This window comes from Stutzerimonas stutzeri, from assembly GCF_024448695.1.
GTDB classification, from domain to species: Bacteria; Pseudomonadota; Gammaproteobacteria; order Pseudomonadales; family Pseudomonadaceae; genus Stutzerimonas; species Stutzerimonas stutzeri_T.
In genome coordinates this window covers 127,619-150,096 of record NZ_JAMOHY010000004.1, presented here as the reverse complement: position 1 = coordinate 150,096, position 22,478 = coordinate 127,619, and the positions used below count along the sequence as shown (strand labels likewise).

Annotated in this window: 19 protein-coding genes and 1 pseudogene; 12 read left to right on the top strand and 8 right to left on the bottom strand. The window is 56.2% G+C overall.

Features of this window, described 5'->3' with window-relative positions:
- The first annotated feature begins 42 nt into the window (after nucleotides 1-42).
- Genes NAV32_RS05880 through NAV32_RS05870 form a run of 3 tightly spaced genes read left to right on the top strand, consistent with a single transcriptional unit; the run spans nucleotide 43 to nucleotide 1,801 of the window.
- Entirely contained in the window at nucleotides 43-591 is a 549-nt protein-coding gene (locus tag NAV32_RS05880; protein WP_256051865.1) for a hypothetical protein, read from the top strand.
- A gap of 48 nt (nucleotides 592-639) precedes the next feature.
- Entirely contained in the window at nucleotides 640-1,584 is a 945-nt protein-coding gene (locus tag NAV32_RS05875; RefSeq protein WP_256051864.1) for a GAF domain-containing protein, read from the top strand.
- Between the two features lie 7 nt (nucleotides 1,585-1,591).
- Nucleotides 1,592-1,801 carry a hypothetical protein gene (locus NAV32_RS05870; protein ID WP_256051863.1) on the top strand — a complete coding sequence of 70 codons (210 nt, stop codon included), beginning with the start codon at nucleotides 1,592-1,594 and terminating at the stop codon, nucleotides 1,799-1,801.
- A gap of 301 nt (nucleotides 1,802-2,102) precedes the next feature.
- Here NAV32_RS05870 and selB read toward each other — a convergent pair whose 3' ends face one another.
- The 7 genes from selB to glnA form a co-directional block, all read right to left on the bottom strand.
- Entirely contained in the window at nucleotides 2,103-4,019 is a 1,917-nt protein-coding gene (gene selB, locus NAV32_RS05865) for a selenocysteine-specific translation elongation factor (protein WP_256051862.1), read from the bottom strand.
- Nucleotides 4,016-5,452: an L-seryl-tRNA(Sec) selenium transferase gene (gene selA / locus NAV32_RS05860; RefSeq protein WP_256051861.1), complete on the bottom strand. Its 1,437-nt coding sequence runs from the start codon at nucleotides 5,450-5,452 to the stop codon at nucleotides 4,016-4,018. Before selA ends, selB begins: the two co-directional genes overlap by 4 nt.
- Nucleotides 5,453-5,684: 232 nt before the next feature.
- Nucleotides 5,685-7,112: a nitrogen regulation protein NR(I) gene (gene ntrC / locus NAV32_RS05855; protein WP_256051860.1), complete on the bottom strand. Its 1,428-nt coding sequence runs from the start codon at nucleotides 7,110-7,112 to the stop codon at nucleotides 5,685-5,687.
- 2 nt (nucleotides 7,113-7,114) lie between these two features.
- Nucleotides 7,115-8,191, bottom strand: coding sequence for a nitrogen regulation protein NR(II) (gene glnL / locus NAV32_RS05850; RefSeq protein WP_256051859.1), 1,077 nt, complete (start codon nucleotides 8,189-8,191; stop codon nucleotides 7,115-7,117).
- A 158-nt stretch (nucleotides 8,192-8,349) separates the two neighbouring features.
- The gene (locus NAV32_RS05845) at nucleotides 8,350-8,982 is read right to left on the bottom strand and encodes a DUF4124 domain-containing protein (RefSeq protein WP_256051858.1); all 633 of its coding nucleotides are present in this window, start codon (nucleotides 8,980-8,982) and stop codon (nucleotides 8,350-8,352) included.
- Nucleotides 8,979-9,503, bottom strand: a complete 525-nt coding sequence (locus NAV32_RS05840; RefSeq protein ID WP_256051857.1) for a DUF4124 domain-containing protein — start codon at nucleotides 9,501-9,503, stop codon at nucleotides 8,979-8,981. Before NAV32_RS05840 ends, NAV32_RS05845 begins: the two co-directional genes overlap by 4 nt.
- A 154-nt stretch (nucleotides 9,504-9,657) precedes the next feature.
- Nucleotides 9,658-11,064 carry a glutamate--ammonia ligase gene (glnA, locus tag NAV32_RS05835; protein ID WP_256051856.1) on the bottom strand — a complete coding sequence of 469 codons (1,407 nt, stop codon included), beginning with the start codon at nucleotides 11,062-11,064 and terminating at the stop codon, nucleotides 9,658-9,660.
- Nucleotides 11,065-11,407: 343 nt separating this feature from the next.
- Here glnA and thiI point away from each other — a divergent pair, with 343 nt between their 5' ends.
- Together thiI and typA are read left to right on the top strand one after the other, a co-directional pair.
- Entirely contained in the window at nucleotides 11,408-12,892 is a 1,485-nt protein-coding gene (gene thiI, locus NAV32_RS05830) for a tRNA uracil 4-sulfurtransferase ThiI (protein ID WP_256051855.1), read from the top strand.
- Between the two features lie 124 nt (nucleotides 12,893-13,016).
- Entirely contained in the window at nucleotides 13,017-14,828 is a 1,812-nt protein-coding gene (gene typA / locus NAV32_RS05825) for a translational GTPase TypA (RefSeq protein WP_256051854.1), read from the top strand.
- 193 nt (nucleotides 14,829-15,021) lie between these two features.
- Here the strand turns inward: typA and NAV32_RS05820 are convergent, their stop codons facing one another.
- Nucleotides 15,022-15,987, bottom strand: coding sequence for an integron integrase (locus NAV32_RS05820; protein WP_256051853.1), 966 nt, complete (start codon nucleotides 15,985-15,987; stop codon nucleotides 15,022-15,024).
- 233 nt (nucleotides 15,988-16,220) lie between these two features.
- Between NAV32_RS05820 and NAV32_RS05815 the strand changes: the two genes are divergently transcribed.
- The 7 genes and pseudogenes from NAV32_RS05815 to NAV32_RS05785 form a co-directional block, all read left to right on the top strand.
- Nucleotides 16,221-17,216 carry a hypothetical protein gene (locus NAV32_RS05815; RefSeq protein WP_256051852.1) on the top strand — a complete coding sequence of 332 codons (996 nt, stop codon included), beginning with the start codon at nucleotides 16,221-16,223 and terminating at the stop codon, nucleotides 17,214-17,216.
- Nucleotides 17,197-17,691 carry a Panacea domain-containing protein gene (locus NAV32_RS05810; protein ID WP_256051851.1) on the top strand — a complete coding sequence of 165 codons (495 nt, stop codon included), beginning with the start codon at nucleotides 17,197-17,199 and terminating at the stop codon, nucleotides 17,689-17,691. Before NAV32_RS05815 ends, NAV32_RS05810 begins: the two co-directional genes overlap by 20 nt.
- Before the next feature lie 891 nt (nucleotides 17,692-18,582).
- The gene (locus NAV32_RS05805; RefSeq protein ID WP_256051850.1) at nucleotides 18,583-18,915 is read left to right on the top strand and encodes a hypothetical protein; all 333 of its coding nucleotides are present in this window, start codon (nucleotides 18,583-18,585) and stop codon (nucleotides 18,913-18,915) included.
- A 459-nt stretch (nucleotides 18,916-19,374) separates the two neighbouring features.
- The gene (locus NAV32_RS05800) at nucleotides 19,375-20,322 is read left to right on the top strand and encodes an arsenic resistance protein (RefSeq protein WP_256051849.1); all 948 of its coding nucleotides are present in this window, start codon (nucleotides 19,375-19,377) and stop codon (nucleotides 20,320-20,322) included.
- 112 nt (nucleotides 20,323-20,434) lie between these two features.
- Entirely contained in the window at nucleotides 20,435-21,442 is a 1,008-nt protein-coding gene (locus NAV32_RS05795; RefSeq protein ID WP_256051848.1) for a hypothetical protein, read from the top strand.
- Nucleotides 21,443-21,680: 238 nt separating this feature from the next.
- Nucleotides 21,681-22,109 carry an HNH endonuclease gene (locus tag NAV32_RS05790; protein ID WP_256051847.1) on the top strand — a complete coding sequence of 143 codons (429 nt, stop codon included), beginning with the start codon at nucleotides 21,681-21,683 and terminating at the stop codon, nucleotides 22,107-22,109.
- A gap of 169 nt (nucleotides 22,110-22,278) precedes the next feature.
- Nucleotides 22,279-22,440: pseudogene (locus NAV32_RS05785) on the top strand (transposase); the annotation flags it as partial.
- Between the last annotated feature and the right edge of the window lie 38 nt (nucleotides 22,441-22,478).

The window sequence follows — 22,478 nt, the reverse complement described above, 5'->3', positions numbered from 1 at the left end:
TGACTAGGCGCTGGTACGCCCGAAGGACAGGGAGAGGGAGATATGAAGGCTGAATGGAACGACGCCCCGGACTACATCAGAAGGCGCCCGCGCAAGGGAGCCGTAGAATGGCTGATACCAGGGCTGATCGGCACCGTAATCATGCTAGCTGCGCTACAGATGGTGAGTTCAGCATTCCTCAAAGGCACCGCCCAGGACATCGCCGATAAGCGCGCCCAACCCACGGCAGCCCCCGTAGCCGAGATCACGCGAGCAGAGCCAGCAGCGGCCAAGGATTGGGATAGGGTAGTAGAGGAAGTGGCCGCAAGAGGTGCAACGCCTCAGCCGCAATCAGCCCAGCCTCAAGCCGCTACGGCAGAGGCACCGCCCAAGCAAACCGTATTTAACGACAAAAACTACGTTCCCCAAGGCGCGACCAATGTCGTTCCAGCTATACAAGTGGCCCTCGATCCAAGGGCAACTGCTTCCAGCAAGAAAGAAATAGTGATAGTAGGTAAGGAATCACGATTAAGAGACCTTTGTCCTTATCGAGAAGGGAGTATTGAGCGCCGGAACTGTAAGATGAGTGTTGACTTGAATAGGCGAGACTAACAGTTGGTAGAGTTGAGTAAGATAAGCGCCGGGCATGGATTAAATCATATGAAAGACACAAAAGCCGTTAAGGCTGAAAACGATAGCAATAGGCGCATTGAAACTGATGTATTTCATGCCGGAATTGTTGCCGCTAACACTTGGATAACTCTAGTGGCGCCAATACTTATTGGTTTTTTTATAACGAGATTATTTGATAAAGATAATTTTACTATCTCTGAAAATACTATTTTTGCCGTTAGTATAGTGTTGCACGTATTCTTTACCATCACTATCTACAAAGCATCGACAAGGCGTTCGTTGTCGCTTGAAGTGGATGGCCTGGTAGAAGAGATCGAGCATTTGCAAGGAACAATTATTCCTAGAGCTGCGCAGCTATACGATACATCTAAAGTTCAGCAAACTGTTATCTACTTAATGACGCTTGAACTTGAAAATATGATTGATGAGCTAAATGAGAAGGCAAGGCTCAGTACTGACGAAGAAAACATTAAAAGATGGGATGAGGGGCTGAATAAAATTCTTGCCCCTCTTGTAAAGTATAGGCACGAGCTTTTCGGCTATGAAGGGCAAGATTTGTATAATATTTGTCTATATGTATACGATATCCCCAATGACAATCTAACCATCAAATGGCGTAGGTTTGATGACCGTCTGCAACCCTCAAATCGTAGTTGGAAGCCTGGCGCAGGCCACGTAGGGCTAACTTTCATTCTCAATGAGCTAAAGATCTGCCATGATATATATGACAGTACGGAACTTTCTAATAGTGCTTTAGGTCCTAATGATAAGGCTAAGTATCGTTCTTTCTTATCAGTGCCAGTTAAAGATTCATCTAAAGTTCTAACTGGCGGAAAGCCCTTGGGTGTGCTAGTATTTACAAGCAGTGCACGAGGGCAGTTTTCTCCAGATAGAGATAAGCTGTTTGCTTTAACAGCAGCTAAATTAGTTTCCATATATGTGGAAAAATGCTTAAAGTCTTTCGCTTCGTGAGGCGCATATGAAAAACTTTTTTGATTTTATTTCAAAGAAAACTAAGCCTAGCGTTACGGTAGTTAGCTCCCGAGATGGTGCGTTTTCAATTCCTATGGACTTTGAAGATCGAATTTTATTTTCTTCTGGCGAAGTTGACTCTTTTTCAGAGAAATGGGTCAATAAAGAGCTTGAGCGAAGCAAGATATATTTCTATGAGCAGCTTAAAGAAGCTTAACAGCATAGTATAAGCAGTATTGCGAAAAAGCCCTCTACAAATTGAGGGCTTTTTTTTTGGCTCTAGATCACGATGCGATCGTTTTGAAGTGTCGAAAAAGTGTCGAAGCCAAATGCTAGTAATACCCAACGTTAGCAGCTGCTGAGGAAGCAAGAGGCGCTGCTAGTCCAGTATTTGCCGGAATATACCTTTAATAGGTAAGGTGAATAGAGGATTTGAAGCCCGGCCGCAGCACCGGCTGCGATTGCCTTCCTTGATAGGCGCCGGGGCGTCTGCCACGGCGTTTTGCGAGTGACAGACCCTACCCGATCTCCACGGCGGTGGCCAGTGCGCTATCGGAGCGAATTTTGCGTTCGTTGCCGAAGCGGCGGGTCAGGCCGATGCGGTCGAAGTGTTCCAGCAGCTGGATGCTGCGCTTGCGTCCGAGGCCGATGCGGTCGCGGAAGGTGGCGGCGCGGATCACGCCGGCCTCGTGTTCGATTTCCATTAACAGGCGGGCCAGCTGGCGGGTGGCGGCTTCGGTGTAGAAGAGGTCTTTGACCACCTGTTGCAGTTCACCGAGGCGGGCCAGTTTGCGCAGCAGGTTGCGTACCGATTCTTCGTCAATGGCCAGCGCCTTGGCCATGTCGCGTACCCAGGGTGTATTGAAACCGTCGGCTTCGAGTAGCGGCCACAGCTGCGCCTTGAGGACTTCCTCTTCGTCACTCAGGCGTACGCGGTGTTCGGGCAGGTGCAGCCAGGGGCCGCTGGCCTGTACCGCGCCTTCGGTAAGCGCCTGTTCCAGCAGGGCGATAAAGACTGGCCGCTCCAGCTGGGGCAAGGCGTAGCGACGCAGGCGGTCGCGGTCGGGGCCGAGTTCGTCGGGTTGTTCCTCGTGGAAGCGTTGCAGCGCGGGGGCCAGGCTTTTCCCGAGATAGTCCCAGTAGGAGCGCTCGAACAGCCGCGTGCCCTGGCGAGTGGTGATTTCCACGGCGGCGTCTGGCAGTTGCCAGGTCTCTCGGGGGCGGTTGAACTGGCGTTCCAGATACGCCGGTTCCACACCGTTGACGGCGCTGGGCAGCAGTTGCGGAAGTATGTCTTCCAGCGTATTGCCTGCCAGCGCACGCAGTTGGGCCAGCCGCGCCTGGCGGTGACGATTGCGCGGCGGCGCGAAGGGGTCCAGCACACGGCCACCGCCGAGGGTGCGTTGAGCGGACTGGTCGCGCAGGACGACCCGGTCACCATGAATGGCGTGAACGGGGGCGTTGAGTTGCAGCTGGGCATGCACCTGCCCGCCGGGCGCAACGCATTCGCCTTCGAGCAGGGCGATGCGTCCGGTGACGTCCTGCGCGCCCAGGTGGATGTGCACGGGCGTCCAGTGTTTGAGGGCGCGGGCTTCGCTGGCCAGCAGGGTGAATTCGATATCGATGCGTTGCGAGGCGGCCTGCAGCGTGGGCGCCAGCAGCCAGTCACCGCGGCTGACCTGCTCGACGGCCAAGCGCTCGCCGGCCAGATTCAGCGCGACCCGCTGGCCGGCGTGTGCCTCGTTGGCTTCGCGATTCTGCGCATGCAGGCCGCGCACCCGTACGCGACGACCGAGGGGCGACAGGGTGAGTTCATCGCCGACCTGCACGCGACCGGCGAAAGCGGTGCCGGTGACGACCACGCCAGCCCCGGTCACGCTGAAGGTGCGGTCGATGGCCAGGCGGAAGTGGCCGCTTTCGCTGCGTGCATTGATGCGCGCAGCCTGATCAAGCATGGCCTGACGCAGCGGTTCGAGGCCCTGCCCGTCGATGGAGGAAACCGGAAAGATCGGCGCCCCGGCCAGCGGGCCGGGCTGCAGCAACGCCGTGATCTGCTGGCGAACTTCATCGACCCGTGTGGGCTCGACCCGGTCGATCTTGGTCAGTGCCACCAGCGCCCGGCGAATGCCCAGCAGTTCGACGATGGCCAGGTGCTCGCGGGTTTGTGGCATCACGCCGTCATCGGCAGCGACCACCAGCAGCATGCAGTCGATGCCGCTGGCGCCGGCCAGCATGTTGTGGACGAAGCGCTCATGGCCCGGCACGTCGATAAAGCCGGTCAGGTGGCCGTCACCGAGGTCGGCGTAGGCGTAGCCCAGATCGATGGTGATGCCGCGTTCGCGCTCTTCACGGCGGCGGTCGCCTTGCTGACCGGTCAGGGCCTGGAGCAGGGCGGTCTTGCCGTGGTCGATGTGGCCGGCGGTGCCGACGATCATGGTGCCAGCTCTCGCTGCAGCTGGGGCAGCTGAGCGAGGAACGCAGGCTCGTCGTCCAGTTGGCGCAGATCCAGCCATAAGGCATCTTCGGCCACACGCCCGAGGATCGGGATCGGCAGGCTGCGCAGGGCTTCTTCCAGTTGGCGCAGGCTGCGGCCACGCAGGCGTTTCGGTTGTTGCGGGCGGATGCACAACGCAGCGCTTGGCAGACGAGCGACGGGCTGTGCGCCGCTGCCGATCATGCCCAGTGCATCGCTGACGCTGACCTGCCAGGTTTCGTCGAGTACTGCGCCGAACCTTGGCGCAATGCGTTCGGCCTGCAGGCGAATCTCCTGTTGCGGGCGGCTGAGCAGGCGCAGGCTGGTGAGGCGTTCGGCGAGACGGTCGGGGTCGCGATACAGATTGAGCACCGCTTCCAGCGCGGCAAGGGTCAGTTTGTCCACACGCAAGGCGCGCTTGAGCGGGTTTTTCTTGATCTTCGCGATCAGCGCCTTGCTGCCGACGATCAGTCCGGACTGGGGGCCACCGAGCAACTTGTCGCCGCTGAAGGTGACGATATCGGCGCCGTCGCGCAGGGCTTCCTGCACGGTGGGTTCTTTCGGCAAGCCCCAGCGTGAAAGGTCCACCAGGCTGCCACTGCCGAGGTCTTCCAGCAGCGGCAGGCCATGTGCATGGGCGATGGCCGCCAGTTCGGTGGTGGCAACGCTGGCGGTGAAGCCCTGCACGCTGTAGTTGCTGGTATGCACGCGCATCAAGAGGCCCGAGCGCGGGTTGATTGCTGCTTCGTAGTCCCTGGCGTGGGTGCGGTTGGTGGTGCCGACTTCATGCAGTTTCACCCCGGCGCGGGCCATGATGTCCGGGATGCGGAAGGCGCCGCCGATCTCGATCAGCTCGCCGCGGGAAATGATGCCTTCCTTGCGCGCGCCCAGGCTGTTGAGCGCCAGCAGCACGGCGGCGGCATTGTTGTTGACCACGGTGACGGCCTCGGCGCCGGTCAGCTCGCGGATCAGCCCTTCGATGAGGTCGTCGCGGTCGCCGCGCTTGCCGGTGGCCAGGTCGAATTCCAGGTTCAGTGGATAGCGCGCGGCGAGGGTAATGGCCTCGATGGCTTCGTCCGGCAGCAGGGCGCGACCGAGGTTGGTGTGCAGTACCGTGCCGGTCAGGTTGAATACGCGGCGCACGCGGCTGCGGTGCTGACTGGCCAGGCGTTCGCCGGCGCGACCGGCCAGCACTTCCTCGGTCAACTCGGGTGCGCTGAGCTGGCCCAGCAGCGCCGGTTCGCGCAGCTCGTCAAGCAGACCACGCAGGGTTCGGAGCAGAGCCTCGCGCCCGTAGCGATCCAGCAGCGGCATGCAGGCGGGGCTGCGCAGCAGGCGGTCGATGGAAGGCAGGCGGAGAGAAGAGCGCCGAACCTCGGCAGCTTGGCTGGTCATGCAGGAACTCCCGGTGCAGGGTTTGACCGGGCAGTTTCCCGGACCGGAGCAGTGTGCCGCAAGGGGATGGCGTCGGATACGGCGCTGTGTCTCCCGGTTCAGCCGAAGCCTGCGCACTGCCGGATCACACTCACCGGCTAGTCGGGCGCTGCGGAAGCCGATGCCTGGTTCGCCAGCCAATGCGACCAGCGAAGAGCGCTCCGTGGAGTTCGGGGTAGGTCAGGCGGCAGTTCTATTCCTCATCTTCATCTTCCCCACCATCGCCCATGCCCAGCTCCTTGATCTTGCGGGTCAGGGTGTTGCGGCCCCAGCCCAGCAGCAGGGCGGCGTCGCGGCGTCGGCCAGCGGTATGTTTGAGTGCGGTTTCGATCATGATCCGCTCGAAGGCCGGCACCGCTTCGTCGAGCAGGCCGGTCTGGCCGCGTGTCAGTGCATGGTCGGCCCAGTGACGCAGCGCCTGCTCCCAGTTATGTACCGGCGTGGCGTCGGCGGGCTGGTTGAGCAGTTCCGGTGGCAGGTCATCGACATGCACTTCGCGTCCCGAGGCCATCACCGTGATCCAGCGACAGGTATTCTCCAGCTGGCGCACGTTGCCGGGCCACGCGAGGTTCTGCAGATACAGTGCGGTTTCGGGGCGCAGCAGCTTGGTCTCCACTGCCAGCTCCTGCGCGGCGCTGGCGAGGAAGTGTTCGGCCAGTGCCGGGATGTCCTCGCGGCGATCGGCGAGTCGCGGAATATGGATGCGGATGACGTTCAGGCGGTGAAACAGGTCTTCGCGAAACTTGCCTGCCTGCACCAGGCTTTCGAGGTCCTGGTGGGTGGCGGCGATGATGCGCACGTCGACCCGCACTGGCGTGTGTCCGCCGACCCGGTAGAACTCGCCATCGGCCAGCACCCGCAGCAGTCGCGTCTGGGTGTCGGCCGGCATGTCGCCGATCTCGTCGAGGAACAGGGTGCCGCCATCGGCCTGCTCGAAGCGGCCGCGACGCTGGTTGGCCGCGCCCGTGAAGGCCCCTTTCTCATGGCCGAACAGCTCCGACTCCATCAGGTCTTTGGGGATTGCCGCCATGTTCAGCGCGATGAACGGCGATGCTGCACGCGGGCTGTGGCGATGCAACGCGTGCGCGACCAGCTCCTTGCCGGTGCCGGACTCGCCATTGATCAGTACCGTGATATTGGAATGGCTGAGGCGGCCGATGGCGCGGAACACCTCCTGCATCGCCGGCGCCTCGCCGATGATTTCGGGGGTGTGATGACGGCCTGCCGGCTCCTGCAGGTTCTGTAGCTCCTGGGTGTGCTGGTGAGCACGCTTGACCAGGGATACGGCGTCATCGACGTCAAAGGGCTTGGGCAAGTACTCGAAGGCGCCACCCTGATAGGACGCCACAGCGCTGTCGAGGTCCGAATGCGCGGTCATGATGATCACCGGCAGGCGCGGGTAATGCTCGCGGATCTTCGCCAGCATCTCCAGGCCGCTGGCGCCGGGCATGCGAATATCGGAAATGATCACGTCCGGTTGTTGCCGGGCGAGTCGGGCGAGGACGCCATCGGCGCTGTCAAAACTCTGTGTGACCATGCCTACCTGTTGCAGGGCCTTTTCCAGTACCCAGCGGATGGAGCGGTCGTCATCGACGATCCAGACGTTTTCGCTTTGGCTCATGCTCAGGAGACTCCTTGTTCCAGCGGCAGGAAAATCGAAAAAGCGGTGTGGCCGGGGTGGCTCTCGCATTCGATCAGGCCCTGGTGCTGGCTGACGATATTCTGGGTGATGGCCAGGCCCAGGCCGGTGCCGTCCGGGCGGCCACTGACCATGGGGTAGAACAGGGTGTTCTGCAGTTCGGCGGGAATGCCCGGGCCGTTGTCGATGATTTCGATACGCGCCACCAGTCGATGGCGCACATGACCGATGGTGAACTGGCGCAGGGTGCGGGTGCGCAGGGTCAGGCGGCTCAGGCCCAGTTCGCTCTGGCCGGCAAGCGCCTGCATGGCGTTGCGCATGATGTTGAGCACCGCCTGGATCATCTGCTCGCGGTCCATCAGCACTTCCGGGATGCTCGGATCGTAGTCGCGCACCAGCGTGAGGCTGCCCTGGCATTCTGCTTCGATCAGGCTGGCGACATGTTCCAGCACTTCATGAATGTTGGTCATCGACAGCGACGGCAGCTTGTTCGAGCCGAGCATGCGATCCACCAGGTTACGCAGGCGGTCGGCTTCCTCGATGATCACGGCGGTGTAATCGGTGAGGTGTTCGTCGGGCAGCTCGCGGGCCAGCAGCTGTGCCGCGCCGCGAATGCCGCCGAGGGGATTCTTGATCTCGTGGGCGAGGCCGCGCACCAGCATGCGCGTGGTTTCATGGGTGGACAGCTGCGCCTCTTCCTTGCTGATGCGCAGTAGCCGGTCGCGCGGTATCACTTCCAGCAGCAGCCAGGTCTGCTGGCGGCTGAGAATGGGTGTGACCGCATAATCGACCGTCAGCGACTGGCCGCTGGCCGAGGTCAGCGTCGCTTCGCGCTTGGTAAAGGGATGCGCCTCTTGCACCGCTTGGCGCAGAGCTGCGAGCGCTTCCGCCGATTCGGTGAACAGCTCGCTGATGAACTGGCCGTGGCTGCGCTGGCCACTGATGGCGAGCAGCATTTCTGCAGCCGGATTCATGTATTCCAGGTGCAGGCGTGAATCCAGCAGCAGGGTCGCAGTGGTCAGATTCTCGATCAGCAGGCGTTGCAAGGCTTCGTTGATCATGGCTGTCTGCATCCGGTGTGAAATGCGGAAAATGCAAGAAGCAAACCAAATGCTCGTTTCTTAGGCGAGAAGCGTCATGCACCAGAGCGGCGCGCCCTTGTTAAAAATCAAACGGGGCGAGTGAACGCAATAATGCACCATTCAGGTGCGTCAAGTGCTCACAGAAAGGGCACGAAGGGAATATTTCGTTTCTCGGGTGGTTTGTCCTTCAGTGGACATTCCGGGCGGACGCCGTAATCGGCTTTCTGGCAGGGTCTCACCATGCGCCGCTGAGCCAGCGAGGTGCGCAACATATGGAAGGTCCGGGGCGGGCTGTGGAGCAGCGTCTTGCCCTGGCTGTCGATGATTTCCACGGCCAGTTGGTGGCTGCCACGGTCGATGTATTCCAGCGCCAGGGTCGCGCTGTCGCCGGTGGCGGTCGGATTGCCATCCAGCAACAGACGGTACTGATGGCCCGGCTGCAGCGCCGGCTCGCTGATCACGCTGACGAGCAGCGATCCGGCATTGTCGCGCAAAGTGGCATCCTGCTCCGGTTGCAGGATCTCCAGCCGCTGGTAGGCGGCTGTGGATTCACTGCGGATTTTTTCCCTGACCGTCGTAGGTGCTGCCACCGGCTGCGCCGGCATGCTGTTGGTGGGCCTGGATTTTAGCGTTTCGACAGCCCGACCACCGGGGCGGTCGGTGAAGACGCGATTGCCCTGCTCGTCGATATAGGAATAGATCTGGCCAGCCGCAGGCAGTGCAAGTGCCAGCAGCAGGCCAAGCGCCCCGAGCCGGGCATATCGCCTCATCGACGTGCCGGGCTGGAGGTGTGAACGCGCTGCACGGTGAAGGTCTCTGCGGTGCGCTGCAGCACCTGCTCGCCGGCGAGCACTTCGACTTCCAGCTGGTGAGTGCCGCGATCGACGTTGTTCAGCTGTAGCGAGGTCGACCGGCTGGCCGGGGCCTGAGGTATGCCATCGAGCAGAAAGCGCAGTTGATGGCCTTGTTGCAGCGCCGGATCGAGGTGCGCCGTGACGGTGAAGGTGCCGTTGTTGGCGCGCAGCGCCTCTTCATCAGGAATACCCCCGATCGCCAGGCTTCGGTAGGGTTGCTGCCGTTCGCCCTGGGCGTCGTCGGGCAGTGGCGGGGGTAGCTCGGGGGTTTTGATATTCACGGTATTGGCCGGGGGCAATTTCACTTCGTCCACGGCTACGCCATCCGGTGGCTGGTTGGTGAAGACGGTGTTGCCCTTGTCGTCGGTGTATTTGTAGATCTGCGCCAGGGCCGGGACGCTCAGAATCAGAAGCAGGCTGAACAATGCAGTGCGCATGGGAAGCTCCGCGTGGTTTGAAGGCTGAAGCCTTGCACCGCTTTGGCCCGCCGGCAAGTTCGATCGGTGGGATTTGCGAACGCTGGCGGATTGCAAACGACAGAAACGAACAAGGCCTCCCGAGGGAGGCCTTGTCATTTACAGCTGCCGCAGATCAAACGCTGTAGTACAGATCATATTCCAGCGGGTGAACAAAGGTGCGGACCTTGATTTCTTCCTCGCTCTTCAGCTCGAGGTAGGCATCGATGAAGTCGTCGCTGAACACGCCGCCTTTGGTCAGGAACGCGCGGCCCTTGTCCAGCTCTTCCAGGGCTTCTTTCAGGCTGCCGCACACCTGCGGGATCAGCTTGCCTTCTTCCGGCGGCAGATCGTACAGGTTCTTGTCAGCGGCATCGCCGGGGTGAATCTTGTTCTGGATACCGTCCAGGCCAGCCATCAGCAGTGCGGCGAAGCACAGGTAAGGGTTGGCAGCCGGATCCGGGAAGCGCGCTTCGATACGGCGGGCTTTCGGGCTCGACACGTACGGAATGCGGATCGAGGCGGAGCGGTTGCGGGCCGAGTAGGCCAGCATGACCGGTGCTTCGAAGCCCGGAACCAGACGCTTGTAGGAGTTGGTCGACGGGTTGGTGAAGCCGTTCAGCGCCTTGCCGTGCTTGATGATGCCGCCGATGAAGTACAGCGCGGTCTCGGACAGGCCGGCATAGCCTTCGCCGGAGAAGGTGTTCTTGCCATCCTTGGAGATGGACATGTGTACGTGCATGCCTGAGCCGTTGTCGCCGTACAGGGGCTTGGGCATGAAGGTCGCGGTACGCCCGTAAGCGTCAGCGACGTTGTGCACGCAGTACTTGAGGGTCTGAACTTCGTCCGCCTTCTTCACCAGCGTGTTGAACTTGACGCCAATCTCGTTCTGGCCGGCAGTCGCCACTTCGTGGTGATGCACTTCGATGACCAGGCCCATCTCTTCCATGGCGTTGCACATGGCAGTACGGATTTCATGGTCGTGGTCGCACGGCGGCACCGGGAAGTAGCCGCCCTTGACGCCCGGACGGTGGCCCTTGTTGCCGCCTTCGACGTCCTGGTCGGTCATCCAGGAACCCTGCTCGGAGTAGATCTTGAACATCGAGCCGGAGATGTCCGACTTGAACTTGACCTGGTCGAAGATGAAGAACTCCGGCTCCGGACCGACGAATACGGTGTCACCAATGCCGGTGGACTTGAGGAATTCCTCGGCGCGCTTGGCGATGGAGCGTGGGTCGCGGTCGTAACCCTGCATGGTGCTCGGTTCGACGATGTCGCAGACCAGAATGAGGGTCGGCTCTTCGGTGAACGGATCGAGCACGGCGGTTTCGTCGACGGGCATCAGGATCATGTCGGAAGCTTCGATGCCCTTCCAGCCATGGATGGAGGAGCCGTCGAACATCTTGCCATGCTCGAAGAAGTCTTCATCCTCTGCATCACGTGCCGGAATGGTGACGTGGTGCTGTTTGCCTTTAGTGTCTGTGAAGCGCAGATCAATCCACTTCACATCGTAATCTTTGATCAGTTGAAGCGACTTCGACATGGTGTTCTCCAGATAGTGGAAGCGCTGACAGGGAATGCTTCCGAAGCAGGGTGAAGCCGGGCGGCGATGTTCCGCCAAAGGCGACCTGCCTCACAAGAGAGCAAATTGCGTGCCAGTGCTCTTTTGTGGGCAGAAGGGTCTAACTCGGGGTGCTTTTAAGGGGCACAAATCCCAGGCCGACAGTCGTTGCCTGTTTAGCGCACCATAATAGTGCGGCGCCTCGGTTTTTCGAGCGATTTAAGGGCAAAATAGGGCGTCGGAGAAAACTGCCTAAAAGTTGATCGAATTCCGATATACTCCGCCCCCCTCTTTTTATGCCATGCCGGCGCGTGCGCTGTTTTTCATGAAGCTGATCGTCAAGGTTTTCCCCGAAATAACCATCAAAAGCCCACCGGTGCGTAAGGGCTTCATTCGTCAGTTGGCGAAAAACATCCGCACCGTGCTGCGCGAGCTCGATCCCGAACTGCGGGTGGCTGGCGTGTGGGACAACATCGAGGTGGAAACCACGCTCAGCGACGCGAAAGTGCTGCGCGAAATGATCGAGCGCCTGTGCTGTATTCCAGGTATCGGCCATTGCCTGGAAGTCCACGAATACCCGCTGGGCGATCTCGACGACATCGTCGAAAAGTGCCGGGCGCACTTCGCCGAACGCCTGCCCGGCAAAATTTTCGCGGTGCGCTGCAAGCGCGCCGGCAAGCATCCGTTCAGTTCCATGGACGTGGAGCGCCACGTCGGCAGTCGCCTGCGCGAGGAGTGCGGTGCGGCGGGGATTTCACTGAAGGCGCCCGAGATCGAAGTGCGCATGGAAATCCGCGATCAGCGCCTGTTTGTCGTGCATGCCCAGCATGACGGCATCGGCGGCTATCCGCTGGGCGCGCTTGAACAGACCCTGGTGCTGATGTCCGGAGGTTTCGATTCGACAGTCGCCGCCTACCAGATGATGCGCCGGGGGCTGATGACGCATTTCTGCTTCTTCAATCTCGGGGGGCGCGCCCACGAGCTGGGCGTGATGGAAGTCGCCCACTATTTGTGGAAGAAATACGGCAGCTCGCACCGCGTGCTGTTTATCAGCGTGCCGTTCGAGGAAGTGGTCGGCGAGATCCTCGACAAGGTCGATAACAGCCATATGGGCGTGGTGCTCAAGCGCATGATGATGCGTGCTTCGACACAGATCGCCGAGCGCCTGCGCATCGATGCGCTGGTCACCGGTGAGGCGATTTCCCAGGTTTCCAGCCAGACGCTGCCCAACCTCGCCGTGATCGATTCGGCCACCGACATGCTGGTGCTGCGTCCGCTGATCGCGGCGCACAAGCAGGACATCATCAATACCGCATTCGAGATCGGCACCGCCGAGTTCGCCAAGAACATGCCCGAATATTGCGGCGTGATCTCCAAGAACCCGACTACCAAGGCCAAGCGCTACCGTATCGAACACGAAGAAAAACAGTTCGACATGGCCGTGCTCGAGCGTGCTCTGGAAAATGCCCGCCAAGTGGCCATCGACCATGTGATCGATGAGCTGGGCGAGGATATCCAGGTCGAGCACGTGGCGGAGGCGACAGCCGGTCAGGTCATCCTCGACATTCGTCATCCCGACGAGGCCGAGGACGAACCTCTGCAACTGTCTGGCATCGAAGTGCAAACATTGCCCTTTTATGCCCTCAATAATCGCTTCAAGGAACTGGATGCGAATCGCCAGTACCTGCTCTATTGCGATAAAGGTGTCATGAGCCGCCTGCATGCTCATCATCTGCTCTGTGAGGGGCATCAGAATGTGCGGGTCTACCGGCCTGCAAGCCTGAAGCCCGAAGCTGGAAGCTCGAAGTGAAGAGCCTCGGTCCTACCAGCCACTTCGTCATCAGGCGCAAGCACCCCCCCGACCCCGGAGACTGTGCTGCTTTCGGTTTCAACTTACAGCTTCATGCTTCCAGCTTCTTTTCAGGTATCAAACAGTGATCGAGAATCTCCGTAACATCGCCATCATCGCCCACGTCGACCATGGCAAGACCACCCTCGTCGACAAGCTCCTGCGTCTGTCCGGCACCCTGGACCGCAAGGAACTGGAAAACGAGCGCGTGATGGACAGCAACGACCAGGAAAAGGAACGTGGCATCACCATCCTGGCCAAGAACACCGCGCTGAAGTGGAACGGCTACGACATCAACATCGTCGACACCCCCGGCCACGCCGACTTCGGCGGTGAAGTCGAGCGCGTGATGAGCATGGTCGACTGCGTACTGCTGGTGGTCGACTCCATCGACGGCCCGATGCCGCAGACCCGCTTCGTGACCCAGAAAGCCTTCCAGGCCGGCCTGAACCCGATCGTCGTGGTCAACAAGATCGACCGTCCGGGCGCACGTCCGGACTGGGTTGTGGACCAGATCTTCGACCTCTTCGACAACCTCGGTGCCACCGACAAGCAGCTGGACTTCCCGATCGTTTACGCCAGTGCCCTGAACGGCCTGTCCGGCCTCGATCACGAGAACCTGCAAGACAACATGGACACCCTGTTCCAGGCCATCGTCGATCACGTGCCGGCGCCGGACGTCGATGTTGACGGTCCGTTCCAGATGCAGATTTCCCAGCTGGACTACAACAGCTTCCTCGGCGTGATTGGCGTTGGCCGCATCAAGCGCGGCAAGATCAAGACCAACACCCCGGTCATCGCCATCGGCGCCGACGGCAAGAAGCGCCAGGGCCGCATCCTCAAGATCATGGGTCACTCGGGTCTGCAGCGCGTCGAAGTTGCCGAAGCCGAAGCCGGCGATATCGTCTGCGTCAGCGGCATGGACGAGCTGTACATCTCCGACACCCTCTGCGACATGAACAACGTCGAGGCCCTGCCGCCGCTGACCGTCGACGAGCCGACCGTTTCCATGACCTTCCAGGTCAACGACTCGCCGTTCTGCGGCCGTGAAGGCAAGTTCGTCACCAGCCGCAACATCAAGGAGCGCCTGGAGAAGGAGCTGCTGCACAACGTCGCCCTGCGTGTTGAAGAAGGCGACTCGGCGGACAAGTTCAAGGTCTCCGGTCGTGGCGAGCTGCACCTGTCGGTACTGATCGAAACCATGCGCCGCGAAGGCTTCGAGCTGGCCGTGGGCCGCCCGGAAGTGGTGATCAAGGAAGTCGACGGCGAGAAGCAGGAGCCCTACGAAAACGTCATCATCGACATCGAAGAGCAGCATCAGGGCTCGCTGATGGAGCAGATGGGTCTGCGCAAGGGCGATCTGACCAACATGGCGCCGGACGGCAAGGGTCGTGTGCGTCTGGAATACACCATTCCGGCACGTGGTCTGATCGGCTTCCGCAACAGCTTCCTGACCATGACCTCGGGTACCGGCATCCTCACCTCCACCTTCAGCCATTACGGGCCGATCAAAGGTGGTGAAGTCACCAGCCGCCAGAACGGCGTACTGGTCTCCATGGCCACCGGCAAGGCGCTGACCTACTCGCTGGAAACCCTGCAGAGCCGCGGCAAGCTGTTCCTCGAGCCCGGCCAGGAAATCTACGAAGGCCAGCTGGCCGGCATCCACAGCCGCGACAACGACCTGACCATCAACCCCACCAAGGGCAAGAAACTCGACAACATGCGCGCCTCCGGCAAGGATGAAGTCATCGCCCTGGTACCGCCGATCAAGTTCACCCTTGAGCAGGCGCTGGAGTTCATCGACGACGACGAACTGGTCGAAGTGACGCCCAAGTCGATCCGCCTGCGCAAGAAAATTCTCGACGAGAACCAGCGCAAGCGCGCCGCCAAGAACTGATAGCTGCTGAGCCAAAACAAAGGCGCCTTCGGGCGCCTTTGTTGTTTCTATCCGTCGGAACGTGCACGCGCGCTTGAACCGTGACGTCTGACCGGGCTACCTTCCCAGCCAGCATGGATGGCATTTCGCTATCCTCTCGGCAGGGAACGCCGCCATTCATACCCATACGCCCTACCATCGTTCGCCCCACTGCTCACCCCAGTGGGCTGCGCACGCCCGCAAACGCCTGGCCCAGCACATGGGTATAGATCTGCGTGGTGCGCACGTCGGCATGTCCGAGCAGCGTCTGCACCGTGCGGATATCGCTGCCCCGGCGCAGCAGCTCGGTGGCGAAGGTATGCCGAAAGGTGTGAGAGCTCGCCGGCTTGCCCAACCCACACGCCTGCACCGCCTGCCTGACGGCACGTTGAATGGACGTGACATGCACGTGATGGCGAACCGGATCACCATCCGCGTCCACGCATACCCCGGCAGACGGGAACAGCCATTGCCATTGCAGCGAACTGGAGGCGCTGGGGTACTTGCGCTTGAGCGCGAAGGGCACTGTCACCGGCACTTGATAGAACGGCTCCCGCACCTGCCTGCGCCCGCGAATCAGCGCAATGCGCTCCGTCAGCGGCGCAATCAGGCTGGCCGGCAGCAGGGTGGTGCGATCCTTACCGCCCTTGCCGTCACGCACGATGATGAGCTGCTTGTCGAAATCGATGTCCTTCACCCGCAACCGCGAGGCCTCCACCACCCGCAAGCCAGCGCCATACATCAGCGACGCCAGCAGATCGTAGGGTGCAGCAAGCTGCCCGATGATCGCCATCGCCTCCTGATGCGAAAGCACCACCGGCAAGCGCGGCGGACGCTTGGCCCGGATCGTCTCGCCAATATCGCCCAGCGGTCGCTCAAGTACACGGGCGTAGAGAAACACGATGGCATTCAATGCCAGATTTTGTGTGGCCGCCGCCACCTGGCGCTCGCTGGCGAGCCAGCTCAGAAAGTGATTGACCTCGGAAGGCCCCAGCTCCAACGGATGGCGCATCTGGTGAAACCGCAGGTAAAAGCGAATCCAGTACCAGTAACTTTTCTCGGTGCGGATGCTGTAGTGATGTGCACGCATCAAGGCGTGAAACTGCTCCTGCAGGCGCGGCTTAGGTGGCTTGCTGTCCATGTGATTCCCTTCACTGGTTTTTTGTACAGTAGTAATAGATTTACAAAGGACAGCTGTCAAGCGAATACAGTCGAAGGCATGAGCACTCAGTCAAAACATTGTTTTAAAAGGGGATTTATTCCCAAGGCGACTCCGGGTTTCCGGAGTTATACCGAACGCTACCGTTATGCGTTAACACCGCATGCGGTCTAATCACTGTTAGCCAGATGATCATCTAACTAAGGAGTAAATAGTTGCCAGGATTCAGTAGTAGTTCAAGGCCTATTAGCAAAGTGGTTGGCGCAATAGAGGATCACGGTTTTGTTATATTGAATGCGCTAGGGCCACTAGGAGTGGCAGTTTTCCTAACATTTGTCGTTGATTGGTGGAGCGCCAACAATTTAGGGGCTATATCTTCTTTCAAGGAGTTGTTGTCCGCACTCAAGTTTTTCGTATGGAATCCAATTTCAGGGTCAATATTTTTCCTTTTGTTAACATTGTGGGGCGCTATTGGCCAGGCCAAAGACCTTCGAGCACTTAAAGCTACCACTGACTCTAGAGCCGAAGAAATATCGAGACTTAAACTAGAGAGCGAGCAGCTAAGAAGTGAGAGTTTACTTCGAGAAAACAGATTAAGAGTAGAAGTTGAAAACAATTATTTGTTAGCAGAAGAATTAATTATCTCTTTCAAGAGGATCGCACATCTTTGGACATGCCAAATATTTAATGAACTGGCATTCACAGTCAAGCATAGAATATCTATCTATTACTTAGATAGTGATAAGAAGAATCTTGTTCTTCTCGATAGATTTGCAAAAAACCATGAATTCAATCAGCCGGGTCGACCATTCTTTGCAAGAAACCAAGGTGTAATCGGAAAGGCGTGGGGCGAGGGAGAGTATTTCGAAAAAAAGATTCCCTTATTTAACCGAAAGAATACTAACTACTATCAATATCTTGAAGGTAATTACGGTTTTTCAAGAGATATTAGCTCTCGGCTGAGAATGAAGAGCTGTACTATTGGTGGATTTGCCATTGAAGATGCTCACGGTCATCATATAGGTGTAATAATTTTTGAAAGTCAAGATCAGAACGATTTTGATGATTCTAAACTAAGAGAGCTGGTAAAAAGAGAGAACCACCGATTGGTTGAATTCATATCGGATGCTTCGTCACGAGATATAAGACCTTTGCCAGCAAAAAATGACAACAGAAACGAAGGAGAGGTTGATGAACAAAAAGTTGCATGACCTTATGGCGTTTCTTTACTCAAAAATAACCCATAAGGCTGACTTGTCTAAGGCTAGGTTTACTAAGTTGGTGTACCTCGCTGACTGGAAAATGAGTCAAAGACATGGCCGAACCATATCAAATATAGAGTGGCTTTTCAATCACTATGGTCCATATGTAGATGATGTTGTTAATCTCGCAAGAGATAGTTCTGATTTTAATGTGGTTGTCACACGAAACCCGTATGGAAGTTTAAAAGAACAAATTGAATTTGTGGGTGATATGAAAATCTGTAACTCCATCGATACTGATGAGGCTCAAGTTGTCGAAGAAATTGTTCGTGAAACTGATGCTCTGTATTTCAACGATTTCATTGATCATGTCTATTCGACTTATCCTGTAAAAGAAAGTAATCGATATTCTGTGTTAGATCTTCCGAAAATGGCACAGAAAGAAGTGCTGGCTAACAAAGCGTTGCACCGGCCAAGCCGGTGAAGGCGGCGTTAGCCCCCTATGAGAATGAGCCTGAGAGTGCGACGCTATTTAAACGTTTTTTTGTCTGCCACGCTGCCATTCTTTGCTGCAGCGGTCTTTACTGTGCCGAACCTATTTCTCGGGCTTCACTGGGGGCAGATGAACTGGGTGATGCAACCCCTAGCCACTGTTTCGCTTGTTCTTTCACCAATCGCATGGTTCTTATTTGTTCTAATGGGGGTAAGTTGGGCTCGATTCAAAAAGCTCCACAAATCCATACCAATCGCGGGTCTAGTGGTAGGACCTATAAGCCTCGTGCCTTGGATCGTTTTCATTATCCCTTTAATCTTGATGTTGCCCGCGATTGTCCTGGCAGTTCGGCTTGTGATTTATCATCTAGAGGATGCAGCCAGTGCGCAGGTGGGCTAACCAGTCACGGAAGGCGGACGCGTGAGACGCGCCGCTTCGTTCAGCGTTAGGCTATATGGAAATCATACTTTATCGTCATCCTGGCTATCTGGGTCGAGCAGTTCCGCTGGATGTCTTCGTAAATGGGGAGCGGGTTGCGGCAATTCAGAGTGGGACCTCGCTAAAGATTTTTATCCCTGATGGTGATGCCACTCTGAAAGTTGAGATGAAAGGTGCGGTTACTAGCCCAGCATTCAACGTCTCTTCGCATTATGATAGCCGGGCTTTTGAATGCGGTACCCGACTCTGGGTTCTCTTTGATGTTATAAACCTCTGCTATTTGCCGTTTTTAAAGCGGCATGCTTTCTTTATCCGACCAGGGCGGCCGAGCTTATCCAATGCCTAACCAGTCGCTCAAGTCCGTTCCGGCCCTTTGGGCCTCCACCGGACGCCCTTGTCAGGGCGCCGCTTAGCTTTGCGTTAGGCTCTCAGGGGATCGGAAGCATGGGCATCATTTCGCGATTGTTTGGCGGCAATAGCAAACCGCAGCATGACGACAAACCACCGATTTACGGCGGTGACGGGCTTTCAGATCGTTCTCCGGCAATCATCAACTGCGCGAGCATGGCAATGGCTCAAGCACTCATCGACGGTTTTATTTCAGAGCGGTGCGGACCGGGTTCCGAGCGAGGAATCGAGTTCACGCTCGAAGCCCCAGACAACCCTGACAAGCTCATCAAAATGATTAGCGTCACTGCTCAGGATTGTTCCGAGCATAAGTTCTACTTCGATCTATCACGTCCGGTTGCTGTGGCAATGAAAATGAGCGGGCTATGACGCGCAAGCGGCATGAGCCTAACAAGTCAATGCAGCGGACGGCGTACCGCCGCCGCTGATTTCCAGCGTTAGGCAATATAGGAGAAATCAATGGAAGCCGTACTTGGAAAATTAATCGCGGGTGTTATTTGGGGTGTAATCGTTGGCCTGTTGGCTAAGCGAAAGAACAGAAACCCGTGGGGGTGGGGCATAGCAGGGGCTTTATCGTGGCTTATCGCACTTCTAATTCTTGCCTTCATGCCTTACAAATGCCCCAAGTGCAGTCAGTCAATCACAAACAAACAGGGCAAAGAAAAAGAGTGTCCCTCGTGCGGGTCATTCAATCCTGCCTAACAAAGTGTTCATGTTCGTTCGCTTCGCTCACTGGGACTGCCAAAACGCTGCGCGTTTCGTCAGCCCCTTAACACGACGTTAAGCGGTAATCGATCAACGAGGTTCTGATCATTGAAACGAGAGGCATTGGAAAAATATCAGGTATTTATCTACCTGACCGGAATCCTTATAGGATTACTGGTCGGGGTGAAATTTCCTGAACAGTCAGAGATTCTAGAGTGGGCTTTGTGGCCTTTGCTAGGCATGCTTCTGTATACGACTTTTACTCAGGTTCCTCTAGGGCATCTGCGAGAAGCATTCTCTGACTCCCGCTTTATGCTGGCAGCGGTGATTGGTAATTTCGTTGTTCTCCCGTTAATTGTGTGGGGGTTAATGTCCGTTGGGCCTAACTTGCCTGCGGTCAAGTTAGGCATACTCTTGGTGTTATTGGTCCCGTGTACTGACTGGTTTATCACCTTCACACACTTGGGTGGGGGGGATACAAAGCGGGCCATTGCCTTTTCGCCAGTTAGTCTTTTGCTTCAGCTAATTCTCCTGCCAGTTTATATATGGCTTTTCCTTGGTTCGGAAATAACAACCAGCGTGATGCAGCGAGAGCTAGTTCTGGCCTTCTTCGGACTTATCGTCCTCCCCTTGGCGGCGGCATTTGCAACCGAAAAATGGGCTGAAAAACGAGAGGGCAGAGAAGCTATTCTGAATGCTTTTGGCTGGCTTCCCGTTCCGCTACTGGCATTGGTTGTGTTTTCTATAGCAGCGGCACAAGTCAATGTAGTCATTGATTCATTGGGCATACTCCCAAGCTTGTTTGCAGTGTTTTCTGCATTTCTTCTGATAGCTGGGGTTTTATCTTTAGTGCTTTCAAAAATATTTTCATTGCCAACAAATCAAGGCAGAGTTCTTGCCTTCAGTTTAGGTAGCAGGAATTCATTTGTGGTTCTTCCCCTAGCACTCTCTCTGCCTTCATCCTTTGAGCTTACGGTTGTAGTTATCGTATTTCAGTCATTGGTTGAGCTATTTGGGATGGTCGCTTACATATGGTGGGTTCCAAAAAAATTATATCCTTCAGCTATATGAATGCGGTGGCGCTTAACAAAGCCAAGCACAGCGACAGCTTTTCCGTTGCGGCTTCGCCTCCACTACAAAGCTGCGCGTGTTGGCGGCGTTATACGCTCACAAGGAATCCGAAGTGCTTTATAGAATCGAAGTTGACAATGGTGTATTTGAGAAAATAGAGCCGGTTGAGTTCAAGGATTTCTCTAGTTTTGGAAAATTAGAAAAAGACTTAGAAAATCTCATCGCGCAAAACATATTAGATGTTTTGTTTGAAGACGCGAAATTAATGCCGATTTTTCAAGAGCGGCAATGGCAGTCCGAAGCCGACATATATGCACTTAACGAGACGGGCGAACTAGTAATTTTCGAGCTTAAAAGAGCCTCAGCAGGAGACGGTGCAGTCCAGCAAGCCCTGCGGTATGCGCAAGACTCCGGACAATGGACTTACCAAAAGATTGAAAGAAAATATCAAGAATACAGCAACTCGAAACTATCTCTAGTAGACGCCCACAGAGAAGCATTTAGCCTAGAACACAAGCTAGAGCCTAAAGAAATAAACAAAAAGCAGCATCTAATAATAATAGGCAGCGCCGCAGATGACTCCTTGATTTCAGCGGTTGACTATTGGAAGAAAAGTGGTGTCTCAATAGAGTTTCTTCCGTATAGAGTTTACGAGCTAGGCGGAGAAAAGTATTTTGAGTTTTTCGCTCCGCCATACGATAGGCACAAAAACCCTAGTGATGTTAAAGGGGTTTTGTTTGACACTAACCGTAGCTGGGACGAAGAATCCATTTGGTCAATGATGGAGAATAGTCGCCTAGAGGCATACGGCGAAGCAAAACGTTTCGTTACTCATGTCCACATTGGCGACATCGTATTTTTCTCACACAAAGGCTACGGAATAATTGCTGCAGCAAAAGTAAAAGGCGAAGTCAAGGCTCCAGACGAATACACACTTTATCGAGATGTGGAATTCCTAACACCAAGATTAAGCAGAGGCATGCCACTCAAGGCAATGCCGTTTTCAAAGGTTGCAGAGTTCACCGAAAAGAGCTTTTACTGGGCAAGAACAATTAAAGTGCCATATCTTAGTAAGTCAGAAGCATTAGACCTCGTTGCCGAGTTAAAAAACTACCTATGAGCGTATAACAACTGGTTCAAATCGCTCACTGCGCTCGCTGGGACGGGCTAAAGCCCGCCCCTTAACCAAACGTTAGAGCAATTGGTAATCCATGCCATATTTAGCACTCTTTAGAATGCCAACCCCGATGAAGGTCACGGGGAGGTCATCAAGTATCACGAATGCGTTTATAAATTCGATAATCCCAGTCATCCCTCCAACGTCTGGAGAAGTAGAGGAAGCTCTGCGTGTTCTGGGTATGAATCACGAGAATTACTGTTGTGCTTATTGCGGCGATACAGCATCAGAATGGGATCATCTACGGCCGTTGGTGAAAGACAGGAAACCCACAGGTTATGTTTCTGAACTTTACAATCTCATTCCCTCTTGTGGGAAATGCAATCAGTCGAAGGGCAACAAGGATTGGGAAAGTTGGATGCGAAGTTCCGCCCGTCTATCACCTGCGACAAGAAAGGTTCATGACCTTGAAAATCGAATAGAGCGAATTCGGTGTTATGAGCACTGGGCCAAGCCTACCAAGATAGATTTTGAAGAAATAGTAGGTGCTGATGTTTGGTCCCAGCATTGGGAGAATTGGAGTAAGATCCAGCAGTTGATGAAAGAGGCTCAAACCCTGGCTAAGCAGATTAATCAATCCGTGGCGGAATTTAGAAAAAATGAGCTCTAACAAGGCCAATCACGGCGACAGCTTTTCCGTTGCGGCTCCGACTCCACTTCAAAGCTGCGCGTGTTGGCGGCGTTAGAAGCGGCTATTAATTCGGGGGTTGGAAAAGGGAACAGATTTAATTTTCCACTTGATCGACTAAGTTGAAGGTCTCTAAGGGAAGGAGGTCGTTATGCCAAGTAAGGGTCGCATTGTCTTGCCTAACTATCCGCATCGTGTAGTGCAGCGTGGCCACAATCGGCAGGTGGTGTTTGCCGCTGAGCAGGACTATCAGCGCTACATTTCTGATTTGCGCGAGTTGAAAGATATCTTCGGGGTCAAGGTCCCCTTCTGTGCCGGCGCGCCGTATTATCGTGCCCTGTCAATCAAGCG

What these genes read in the sequence shown, in the direction of transcription:
- NAV32_RS05880 (WP_256051865.1), top strand. Translation starts at nt 43, where the DNA reads ATGAAGGCTGAATGGAACGACGCCCCGGACTACATCAGAAGGCGCCCG.
- thiI (WP_256051855.1), top strand. Translation starts at nt 11,408, where the DNA reads ATGAAGCTGATCGTCAAGGTTTTCCCCGAAATAACCATCAAAAGCCCA.
- NAV32_RS05805 (WP_256051850.1), top strand. Translation starts at nt 18,583, where the DNA reads ATGGGCATCATTTCGCGATTGTTTGGCGGCAATAGCAAACCGCAGCAT.
- glnA (WP_256051856.1), bottom strand. Translation starts at nt 11,064, where the DNA reads ATGTCGAAGTCGCTTCAACTGATCAAAGATTACGATGTGAAGTGGATT.
- NAV32_RS05810 (WP_256051851.1), top strand. Translation starts at nt 17,197, where the DNA reads ATGAACAAAAAGTTGCATGACCTTATGGCGTTTCTTTACTCAAAAATA.
- NAV32_RS05875 (WP_256051864.1), top strand. Translation starts at nt 640, where the DNA reads ATGAAAGACACAAAAGCCGTTAAGGCTGAAAACGATAGCAATAGGCGC.
- NAV32_RS05840 (WP_256051857.1), bottom strand. Translation starts at nt 9,503, where the DNA reads ATGCGCACTGCATTGTTCAGCCTGCTTCTGATTCTGAGCGTCCCGGCC.
- ntrC (WP_256051860.1), bottom strand. Translation starts at nt 7,112, where the DNA reads ATGAGCCAAAGCGAAAACGTCTGGATCGTCGATGACGACCGCTCCATC.
- selB (WP_256051862.1), bottom strand. Translation starts at nt 4,019, where the DNA reads ATGATCGTCGGCACCGCCGGCCACATCGACCACGGCAAGACCGCCCTG.
- NAV32_RS05820 (WP_256051853.1), bottom strand. Translation starts at nt 15,987, where the DNA reads ATGGACAGCAAGCCACCTAAGCCGCGCCTGCAGGAGCAGTTTCACGCC.
- NAV32_RS05845 (WP_256051858.1), bottom strand. Translation starts at nt 8,982, where the DNA reads ATGAGGCGATATGCCCGGCTCGGGGCGCTTGGCCTGCTGCTGGCACTT.
- NAV32_RS05870 (WP_256051863.1), top strand. Translation starts at nt 1,592, where the DNA reads ATGAAAAACTTTTTTGATTTTATTTCAAAGAAAACTAAGCCTAGCGTT.
- NAV32_RS05790 (WP_256051847.1), top strand. Translation starts at nt 21,681, where the DNA reads ATGAATCACGAGAATTACTGTTGTGCTTATTGCGGCGATACAGCATCA.
- glnL (WP_256051859.1), bottom strand. Translation starts at nt 8,191, where the DNA reads ATGATCAACGAAGCCTTGCAACGCCTGCTGATCGAGAATCTGACCACT.
- selA (WP_256051861.1), bottom strand. Translation starts at nt 5,452, where the DNA reads ATGACCAGCCAAGCTGCCGAGGTTCGGCGCTCTTCTCTCCGCCTGCCT.